Below are 8,659 nucleotides of genomic sequence, written 5' to 3' on the forward strand. Positions count from 1 at the left end.
GCGGATGGGCCGCGTACATACCGGAGGCTGCTCCGATGCCCCCTCCTGCAGCCACGGCCATCCACATACTCATCCGATCATACCTCTGACCTGCCCGTATTCCATACGATCACACAGCTGCCCGGGCCGAAATCGCGCATCTTACGCGCTTACTTAGCCTCCGAATTTATAACCGAATGACAACGGCTTGCTGATCATACGGCAACAATCGGACATGAGCCACGCCGCGCCTCTTGCCCACTACGGGGGGTGATCATGTAGAAATCTAGGGCAAGAGATCATTTGCTCACGAGAGCACTCTAAGCCCTAGCTTGGGGGGATTTTGTCATGCCGCGTGTTCACGTGCAGCGGTGCCTAGACGCTCCTGCTGGTGCCTCAGGGGCCACGCGCATACGGGCGCGCAGAGGGACATGTCCTGGGCAAGCCGCCCACAGCCCCGTCGGGATCAAGCCTGATCAAAGGTCGATTCCGTAGCGATCGTTGGGCGTCGCGCCGCAGCCATCTCACAGCGGCGACCTAGAGAACGGCCCACAGTCAGGTCGGGCGGCCCAGCAGCACCCACAGCACAGAGACCATTGAGGTTGGCGATGATTCACGTTCGAAGCAGGCGATGTGTCGCAGCGGCGTTTTTGGCCAGTGCGATCATCGCGTCGGTGGCCGCCTGCGGCAGCCAGGGCGGGGCGAGCTCGCTCCCTACGAGCCCCGAAGGATCAACGACACCGCCAGCGGCGTCTGGCGCGCCGTCGCCCACCGGTACAGCCGCATTGGCGTCGTCGCTGGCCGCAACCAAGGCCCTGGCTGCTTACCGCGGCGCATTCGCGGACTGGACGGCAGTTGAGGCGATCCCCAACAAGGCCGACTATCAGAATCCGCAGCTCGCCAACCACCTGACAGGCGCAGCTCTCTCCTACGTGACCGGCGCGGTCTACGTAAACACGAACGTCGACGGCGCGGTGGCACATGGCAAGCCAGTACTACTGAATCCCACGGTCAGTCAAGCCGTCCCGGCGAGCAACCCGACGCAAGTCGTGATCAATGACTGTGTCCAAACGAACGCCTGGCTCCTGTACACCACTGACGGTCATCTCTACAACAACGTGCCAGGCGGTCGCGAGAAGACTCAGGCTCTGGTCACCTTGAACGGCGGCACCTGGAAGGTGAGCAAGCTCGTCATGGAAGTCGTTGGGACCTGCTGATGACCCGTCGCTTCCTGTTCGTCGCGATCGTGATCGCGCTCATAGCAAGCTGCACCCAGGCCGCGTTCGCCAACAGCGGCGGCGGCACACAGTGTGACCCCACCGTCGAATCGTGCACCATCACCGCGTCCTCTCCTGGATCACCCGGCCAGACCCCCTCACCGTCCCCTCAGAGCGGTGACGCCGGCGGCGGGTCGGGCTCGTCCTTGGGTTCCGGATCTGGAGGTGCCGCCGCATCGCCGACGTTGACGATCGTCAATGGAGCGTGCACATATCAGGCGGATCCGAGCTATCAGCCTCCAGCTGGGGTGACGCCCGGTAAGAAGCCGGGCGCATGGTATTTGATGACCTGCCCAGATGCGATCAACTCCAACAACATCGCGTCCACGACAACGCAGGTGGTGTGGGTGCCGAACGGCACCTTGCCGACCGCTCCCGCGCTGCCGGCCCCTGCGGTCCTGGCCGCCGAGGCGCAGCGGAAGCTGAAGCTGCCGGATCCAATGATCGAGTCGAACCCGGCTCCGGGCCATCCACAGTTGGTGTCAGTGCCGATGTGGAGTTGGGTGCCGACCAGCCAGTTCACCGCGCAGTCGGCGACCGCATCGGTGCCCGGGGAATCAGTGACCGCGACAGCCAAACCGGTCTCGGTGACCTGGTCCTGGGGCGATGAAACGAGCACAACCTGTTCCGGTCCCGGCACCCCGTACTCCAACTCCGACGCGGCGAACACTGCGTCTCCAACCTGCGGGCACACCTACACCAAGGACTCTGGCAGAGGTGACTTCACGGTCAGCGCCACGATCACCTGGAACGTCACCTGGGCAGGCAGCGGTCAAAGCGGCGCGTTCAACGGCATGACCACCACCGCGACCGAGGCGGTTCATGTGGAGCAGTCCCGCGCGCTAGTGACCGGGGGCTAGATCCGCCGCCCCGAATCCGCGTCCATCCCGCACGACAACCCGTTAGGCACGCACATGGCTACACCCATCTCTTCACCCCGCCCGACAAGGCTCGGCCGCATCCCCCGGAGCCCCAACCGCGCTCCGGGAGCCTCCCGGCTGGCGGTCGCGCCGCGCAAGCGGACTAGGCCGTTCCTCGCCGTCGGCGCCGTCCTCGTGCTAGCCGGCGCGGGAGCGTTCGCGGTGGCGTACTCGCACCTGGGCGGACGCACGTCGGTGATCGAGCTGCGCTCGGCGGTGACCGCCGGGCAGGTGATCAGCCTCAGCGATCTGCGCAGCGCGCAGGTGGCCGCGGACTCTTCGGTCCCGTTGATTCCGGTCTCGGACGCCTCGAAGGTGATCGGTCACCGGGCCGGGGTGAGCCTTCCGGCCGGGACGCTGCTCTCGGCCGCCGACTTGGGGTCCGGGTCGATACCGGCGGCGGGGCAGGCGCTGGTCGCGCTCGAGGTGAAACCCGGCTCCTATCCGTCTCAGCTCGCGGCGGGCGCCACGGTGGCGGTGGCGCCGGTGACGGCCAGCGGGCAGAGCGGGACCTCGATCGAGGTGGCGAGTCTGCCGACCGCGACCGTGCTGTCGGTGGCCGCGGCGGCGAACTCCTCGGGTGATGTGGAGGTCTCGCTGCAGGCCGTGCAGTCCGCGGCCGGGCAGATCGCCGCGATCCCCGCGGACGGCGCCGAGTTGATCGTGCTGTCGGCCGGGGGTCAGTGATGCTGATCGCTCTCGCCTCGCTCAAGGCCAGCCCGGGGGTGACCACGGCTGCGCTCGCGCTCGCGGCGCTGTGGCCGGGCGGGCAGCAGGTGCTGGTGGTCGAGGCCGATCCGGCCGGCGGCGATCTGGCCGCACGTTTCGGCATGGAGCCGAAGCCGGGCCTGGTCTCGCTCTCGGCCGCGGCGCGCCGGGAGCATCGCGTGCAGGTCGCCTTCGAGCACGCGCAGCAGCTTCCCGGCGGGCTGTCGGTGATCGCCGCTCCCGCCGCGGCTGAGCAGGCCGATGGCGCGCTCGAACTGCTGACCGGGGACGGGTTGCCGTTGTGGTCGAACCTCGCGCGCGACCCGGAGGTCGTCGCCGTGGTCGACTGCGGGCGCCTGGACGCAGGCTCGCACGCCCACCGCATCATCGCCGCCGCGGACATCGCGTTGCTCCTCGCCCGCCCCACGCTGGAGGAGTGCGACCGGCTCGCCAAGTCGCTGGACGCGCTCGCGATCCGCGCCGAGGCGACGAACACCGAACTCGGCCTGGTGCTCGCCGGGCCCGGATTCGACCGCGACCAGGTGCAGGCGAACATGCGGATGCGGGTGTGGGCGCAGCTACCGCACGACCGGAAGGCGGCCGCGTTGCTGGGCGGCGCGACCGGCAAGCGGCGCCACCTTGCCGCGCTGGCGCTGCCGAAGGCCGCCCGTTCGCTGGGTGCGGAACTGGCCGCCCACCACGCCCGGGCCGACGACGCCGAGCCGCCTGCCGAAGACATGCCGGAGGCCGCGAAAGGCCCGGCACCGCACCGTGTGAGGAGCGCCGCATGACCGCGATATTCGACCAGGCGACCGCGAGCACGCTCGAGGCGCAGGTGATTGCCGAGCTGCGCGGCAAGGTCGGCGACCGGCTCGCCGGGTGGGCGGGGGATGCGGCCTACTCCGCGCGCGAACGCGAGGAGAAGGGCCGCGAGCTGATCAACGCCGCGCTCGCCGAGCGCACCTCGGAGGCGATCAACACCAACACGCAGGTACTCAGTTCCGCCGCCGAGCAGCGCGTGGCCAAGGCCGTGTTCGACGCCCTGTTCGGCCTCGGCGGATTCCAGGAACTGCTGGATCGCCCGGATGTGGAGAACATCTACGCCAACGGCTGCGACGTGGTGTTCATCGACACCACCGGTGAGAAGGGCAAAAAGGTCGGGCCGGTCGCGGCCAGCGACGAGGAGCTCGTCGAGATGATCCGGATGGTCGCGGCGCGCGCCGGGACCGAGGAGCGCAGGTTCGACCGCGGCTCGCCGCACCTGAACCTCGCGCTGAAGGACGGTTCAAGGCTGTTCGCGGTGATGGGCATCTCCGAGCGTCCCTCGGTCTCGATCCGCCGCCACCGCTACTCGAACGTGCCGCTGGGCAAGCTCGTCGAGTTCGGCACGCTGCCGACGGAGCTGGCCGATCAGCTCGCCGCGGCGGTGCGCGCCCGGCTGAACATCGTGATCGCGGGCGGCACCAACGCGGGCAAGACGACGCTGCTGAACGCGCTCGCGGGCGAGATACCGCCGTCCGAGCGGCTGGTCACCATCGAGGACACCTTCGAGCTCGGGCTGCATAAGGATCCTGTGGCGCATCCGAACGTCGTGCCGCTGCAGGCGCGCGAGGCCAACCTCGAGGGGGTCGGGGAGATCTCGCAGGCCGCCTGTGTACGGATGGGTTTGCGCATGTCCCCGGACCGGGTGATCGTCGGCGAGGTGCGCGGCGATGAGATCCTGCCGATGCTCAACGCGATGTCCCAGGGCAACGACGGGTCGATGACCACCGTCCACGCCAACTCCACCGCCGGCGTCTTCCAGCGCTTCCAGGCCTATGCCGCCCAGGCGCCGGAGAAGCTCGGCCTGGAGGCGATCAACCTGCTGGTGGCCGGGGCCGTGGACGTGATCGTGCACGTGGCCAAGGGCAAGGACGGCAAGCGGTTCGTCACCGGGGTGCGCGAGGTCACCGGGTGCAACGGCGCCCAGGTCACCAGCAACGAGGTGTATCGGCCGGGCCCGGACGGGCGCGCCGAGTACGCCTACGGGTGGCGCGCCGAGACCGTCGAGAAGCTGATCGACGCGGGCGCCGATCCGGCCTCGTTCCAGCGGGGGTGGACGGCATGAGCCCGTCGATGATCGCCCTGGCGGTCGCGGCGCTCGCTGTCGCCGCCGGGCTGCTGCTGATCCTGCGCGCCCTCGGCGATGTCGCGAACGACACGGGGCCTAGCGACGGCCCGTCGCGGGCCGAGGTGTTCGCCTCCTACCTGTACGACCGGAGCGTGTGGCGCCGCGGCGGTATCGCGTTCGGCGCCGGGGTGCTCGCGGGGTTGTTCACCGGCTGGCCGGTAGCCGCGCTGCTGGCCGCGGCCGGTGCCTGGTTCCTGCCGGCCCTGGTCGGACGGGACGCCGGGGCCAAGACGCGGATCGCGCGGATCGAGGCGATCGCGACGTGGGCGGAGATGATGCGCGACACGCTCTCGGCTGCGGCGGGTCTCGAGCAGACGATTCTGGCGAGCGCGGCCGCCGCGCCTGGCCCGATCCGCGAGGAGGTCGCGGCCCTGGCCGAGGCGATCGGGCGCGGCGAGCGCCTGGACTCGGCGCTCGCCCGGTTCCAGCACGATCTGGCCGACCCGAACGCGGATGTGATCGTCGTCTCCCTCATCCAGGCCTCGCGCCAGCAGGCCGGCAACCTCGCCGAGATGCTCGGCGAGATGGCCGCCGCCACCCGAGCCCAGGCCGGGCTGCACATGCGCGCCACCGCCGAACGCGCCCGCACCCGCACGAGCGTGCGCATCATCATCGGCACCGTCGTGACCTTCGCGGTCGGGCTCATCCTGTTCAACCGCGCCTACCTGAGCCCCTACGCCACACCCGAGGGGCAGCTGGTGCTGGTAATGGTGGCCGGATTCTTCGGTACCGCCACGGTGTGGCTGGCGAAGATCTCCCGCGGCAAGCCACCGGCACGGTTCTTCACCCGCGTCGAGACCCAGCCCGAGACCGAACGAAGGGGCGTGTCATGACCGTGTACCTGATGCTGTTCGGAGCCGCCTTCGGCCTCGGGATCGCCCTGATCGGCCGCTGGGCGTTCCCGCCGGCCCCCACGCTGGCCGAGGCACTCGACGCGCTCAACCGGCCCCCCGCGGCCCCGGCGATCCTGGGCGCGGACACGGGCGGGTGGGCCACCAGGTTCGGCGCTCCGATGGCCGGATGGCTCGCCGCGGCGAACCTGCCCGGCGCGAACATCGCCAAGGACCTCGCGGTCCTCGAGCGCGCCCCGCAACGCCACCTCGCCGAAAAGGCCGTGCTCGCCGTCTTCGGGCTGCTGTTCGCCCCGGTGATCTGGACCGTGCTGGCCCTGCTCGGTGTGCAACTGCCGTGGGTGATCCCGGTCTGGGGCGCGCTCGGGCTCGCCGCAGCCGGGTTCTACCTGCCCGACCTGGTCGTCAAGTCCGAGGCCCGGGCCCGCCGCGAGGAGTTCCGCCACGCCCTGACGGCCTACCTCGACCTGGTCGTGATCTCCCTGTCCGGCGGCTCCGGCGTCGAGGCGGCACTCGCCGAAGCCGCGCGCACCGGCGAAGGCTGGGCGTTCTCCGCCCTGCGCCGGGCCCTTGCCGCAGCCCGGCTCTCGCGCACCGCGCCGTGGACCACGCTGCGCCAGCTCGGCGACGAACTCGAGGTCGCGACCCTGCAGGAGATCGCGGCCACGATGGCACTGGCCGGGGCCGAAGGCGCGAAGGTCCGCGCCTCGCTCGCCTCCAAAGCCCAAGGACTGCGCGCCCAGGCCCTGGCCGACGCCGACGCCGCCAGCCAGCAGGCCACCGAACGCATGAGCCTGCCGGTCATCTGCATGTTCGCCGGGTTCATGCTCTTCATCGCCTACCCCGCCATGAGCCACGCCATGTCAGCACTCTAAGAACTGGTCCGGGTTCGCAGGAGGCGATGCGAACGCCGCCGGCATCCCGGACTTCGGACCTCCCCGCGCCGGATGTGCGCGGACACCAGCTTCCCCCGGGCCTAAGCGTCCAGGCGGGAAACCCACGGCGCGATTGTGCCGAACGGGGCCGCACCACGAGAAAGGCACCACCCCATGTTCTCTGAGATCCACCCCCTGGCCTTCATGCTCCGCGTCCTGAAGGACCGCTTCGCGGCCCTGCGCGAGGACAAGGAAGCCGGAGGCATCGTCGAATACGTCATCGTCGTCGGCCTGATGGCCGCCGCCGCCATCGCCATCGTCGCGATCATCGTGAACAAGACCACGAGCGCCGCCAACAACATCCAGATGGGAAGCTAAAAGGCTTGTCGATCGCTTCCCGCCGCGCCGCGGGGCCCGGCCACACCCGCCTCAGCACGCCCGCCCGTGCTCCGGGCCCCGCGCACTGTCCCATCCCACACGCCCTACCCGAGTAAGGAGCCTGTCGTGCCACACGCCACGCCCACGCTCCGCGCAGCACGCGCCGCGCTGACCACACGCGTGCGCGCGCTCGGCCGCGAACGCGGCGCGGCCACCGTCGAACTCGTCATCGCCGTCCCGGCCCTGATCCTGCTGCTGCTGTTCATCGTCCAGTTCGGGCTGATCTGGCTCGCCCAGCAGTGCGCGCAGACCGCCGCCTCTTCCGCCGTCAACGCCGCCCGCGCCCAAGGCGCGAACCCCGGACTCGGACAATCACAAGGCCAGGCGACCCTCAAGCAGATCGCCGGCGCCGAACTGCCGGACGCGAGCGTCTCGGTCACCTACACCGGCACCACCGCGACCGTCGTGGTCACCGGCCACCCCCAATCGCTCATCCCCGGCTGGCACCCGCAGGTCACCGCGCACATCAGCGCCCCGATCGAAACCATCACCCAGCCATGACCCGCCACACGAACCCGTCGAACACCCTCCTGCGCGCCGCGCGGCGCCGACTCGAGCACGTCCGGGCCGAACGCGAGCGCGGCAGCGTCGTGGTCGAACTCGTCCTCGTCGTGCCGATCTTCATCGTGCTGATGCTGCTCATCGTCGCGCTCGGCCGCGCCTCCGACGCAAGCATCCAGGTCCACGACGCCGCCCACGCAGCAGCCCGCGCCGCAACCCTCGCCACCTACCCGGGTGCAGCCGACGGCGCCGCCGAACAGGCCGCCTCCCAAGCCCTCTCCGAATCCGGCACCACCTGCCGATCCATGAACGTCTCCGCCGACGTCGGCAACCTCACACCCGGCTCGATGGTCAGCGTGACCGTCTCCTGCACGGTCGACTACCAGGACCTGTCCGGCATCGACCTGCCCGGAGCACACACGATCTCGGCCACCTCCACCAGCGTCGTAGACCGCTACGGATCCACCACCACGGGGACGACCGGATGAACACCCTGACACGAGACCTGGCCAGGCGGCTGCGCGCCCGGGCGATCGCGACCGGCACGGCACAGGACGGATTCGTCACCGCCTTCACCGTCATCATGGTCGTCGCCCTGCTCGTGCTCGCCGGACTCGTCTTCGACGGCGGACGGGCACTGGCCGCACGGGTCACCGCCCTCGACGACGCCCAAGAGGCCGCCCGCACCGGCGCCCAGCAGATCGACCTGGCCACCTTCCGCGCCACCGGCGCCGCCATCTTGAACAACGCCGCCGCCGTCACCGCCGCCGAGAACTACCTCGCGGCCAACGGCGAGACCGGCACCGCCACCGTCAACGGCGACACCGTGACCGTCACCGCCACCCGCACCCAAACCACCGAGATCCTCTCGATGATCGGCATCGGCTCGTTCACCGAAAACGCCACCGCCACCGCCACCGCCGAACAACCCGACTAACCC

11 protein-coding genes are annotated in these 8,659 nt (G+C 69.9%); all 11 read left to right on the forward strand.

The genetic code is table 11. The features are described 5' to 3' along the window. Positions 1 to 581 precede the first annotated feature (581 nt). The 11 genes from KDK95_RS15995 (at position 582) to KDK95_RS16045 (ending at position 8,656) form a co-directional block, all read left to right on the forward strand. Entirely contained in the window at positions 582 to 1,196 is a 615-nt protein-coding gene (locus KDK95_RS15995; protein WP_212518968.1) for a hypothetical protein, read from the forward strand. Further along, on the forward strand, positions 1,196 to 2,116 hold the full coding sequence (locus KDK95_RS16000; protein WP_212518969.1) for a hypothetical protein: 921 nt from the start codon (positions 1,196 to 1,198) through the stop codon (positions 2,114 to 2,116). Before KDK95_RS15995 ends, KDK95_RS16000 begins: the two co-directional genes overlap by 1 nt. 54 nt (positions 2,117 to 2,170) lie before the next feature. Beyond that, entirely contained in the window at positions 2,171 to 2,863 is a 693-nt protein-coding gene (locus KDK95_RS16005; protein WP_212518970.1) for an SAF domain-containing protein, read from the forward strand. Then, positions 2,863 to 3,675, forward strand: a complete 813-nt coding sequence (locus tag KDK95_RS16010; protein WP_212518971.1) for a hypothetical protein — start codon at positions 2,863 to 2,865, stop codon at positions 3,673 to 3,675. The genes KDK95_RS16005 and KDK95_RS16010 overlap by 1 nt, the downstream gene beginning before the upstream one ends. Continuing rightward, positions 3,672 to 4,991 (forward strand): TadA family conjugal transfer-associated ATPase, encoded by a 1,320-nt coding sequence (locus tag KDK95_RS16015; RefSeq protein WP_212518972.1) that lies wholly within the window; start codon positions 3,672 to 3,674, stop codon positions 4,989 to 4,991. Before KDK95_RS16010 ends, KDK95_RS16015 begins: the two co-directional genes overlap by 4 nt. Next, positions 4,988 to 5,887, forward strand: a complete 900-nt coding sequence (locus KDK95_RS16020) for a type II secretion system F family protein (protein WP_212518973.1) — start codon at positions 4,988 to 4,990, stop codon at positions 5,885 to 5,887. The genes KDK95_RS16015 and KDK95_RS16020 overlap by 4 nt, the downstream gene beginning before the upstream one ends. Further along, positions 5,884 to 6,780: a type II secretion system F family protein gene (locus tag KDK95_RS16025; RefSeq protein ID WP_212518974.1), complete on the forward strand. Its 897-nt coding sequence runs from the start codon at positions 5,884 to 5,886 to the stop codon at positions 6,778 to 6,780. The genes KDK95_RS16020 and KDK95_RS16025 overlap by 4 nt, the downstream gene beginning before the upstream one ends. 174 nt (positions 6,781 to 6,954) lie before the next feature. Then, positions 6,955 to 7,158, forward strand: coding sequence for a hypothetical protein (locus KDK95_RS16030; RefSeq protein ID WP_212518975.1), 204 nt, complete (start codon positions 6,955 to 6,957; stop codon positions 7,156 to 7,158). A gap of 126 nt (positions 7,159 to 7,284) precedes the next feature. Continuing rightward, on the forward strand, positions 7,285 to 7,719 hold the full coding sequence (locus KDK95_RS16035) for a TadE/TadG family type IV pilus assembly protein (protein ID WP_212518976.1): 435 nt from the start codon (positions 7,285 to 7,287) through the stop codon (positions 7,717 to 7,719). Then, a complete protein-coding gene (locus tag KDK95_RS16040) occupies positions 7,716 to 8,207 on the forward strand; it encodes a TadE/TadG family type IV pilus assembly protein (protein WP_212518977.1) in 492 nt (163 codons plus the stop codon). Before KDK95_RS16035 ends, KDK95_RS16040 begins: the two co-directional genes overlap by 4 nt. Beyond that, positions 8,204 to 8,656 (forward strand): pilus assembly protein TadG-related protein, encoded by a 453-nt coding sequence (locus KDK95_RS16045; protein ID WP_249161375.1) that lies wholly within the window; start codon positions 8,204 to 8,206, stop codon positions 8,654 to 8,656. The genes KDK95_RS16040 and KDK95_RS16045 overlap by 4 nt, the downstream gene beginning before the upstream one ends. The last annotated feature ends 3 nt before the right edge of the window (positions 8,657 to 8,659 follow it).

The sequence above is a fragment of the Actinospica acidithermotolerans genome (assembly GCF_018139625.1).
GTDB lineage: Bacteria > Actinomycetota > Actinomycetes > Streptomycetales > Catenulisporaceae > Actinospica > Actinospica acidithermotolerans.

What these genes read in the sequence shown, in the direction of transcription:
- KDK95_RS16000 (WP_212518969.1), top strand. Translation starts at nt 1,196, where the DNA reads ATGACCCGTCGCTTCCTGTTCGTCGCGATCGTGATCGCGCTCATAGCA.
- KDK95_RS16005 (WP_212518970.1), top strand. Translation starts at nt 2,171, where the DNA reads ATGGCTACACCCATCTCTTCACCCCGCCCGACAAGGCTCGGCCGCATC.
- KDK95_RS16010 (WP_212518971.1), top strand. Translation starts at nt 2,863, where the DNA reads ATGCTGATCGCTCTCGCCTCGCTCAAGGCCAGCCCGGGGGTGACCACG.
- KDK95_RS16015 (WP_212518972.1), top strand. Translation starts at nt 3,672, where the DNA reads ATGACCGCGATATTCGACCAGGCGACCGCGAGCACGCTCGAGGCGCAG.
- KDK95_RS16020 (WP_212518973.1), top strand. Translation starts at nt 4,988, where the DNA reads ATGAGCCCGTCGATGATCGCCCTGGCGGTCGCGGCGCTCGCTGTCGCC.
- KDK95_RS16025 (WP_212518974.1), top strand. Translation starts at nt 5,884, where the DNA reads ATGACCGTGTACCTGATGCTGTTCGGAGCCGCCTTCGGCCTCGGGATC.
- KDK95_RS16030 (WP_212518975.1), top strand. Translation starts at nt 6,955, where the DNA reads ATGTTCTCTGAGATCCACCCCCTGGCCTTCATGCTCCGCGTCCTGAAG.
- KDK95_RS16040 (WP_212518977.1), top strand. Translation starts at nt 7,716, where the DNA reads ATGACCCGCCACACGAACCCGTCGAACACCCTCCTGCGCGCCGCGCGG.
- KDK95_RS16045 (WP_249161375.1), top strand. Translation starts at nt 8,204, where the DNA reads ATGAACACCCTGACACGAGACCTGGCCAGGCGGCTGCGCGCCCGGGCG.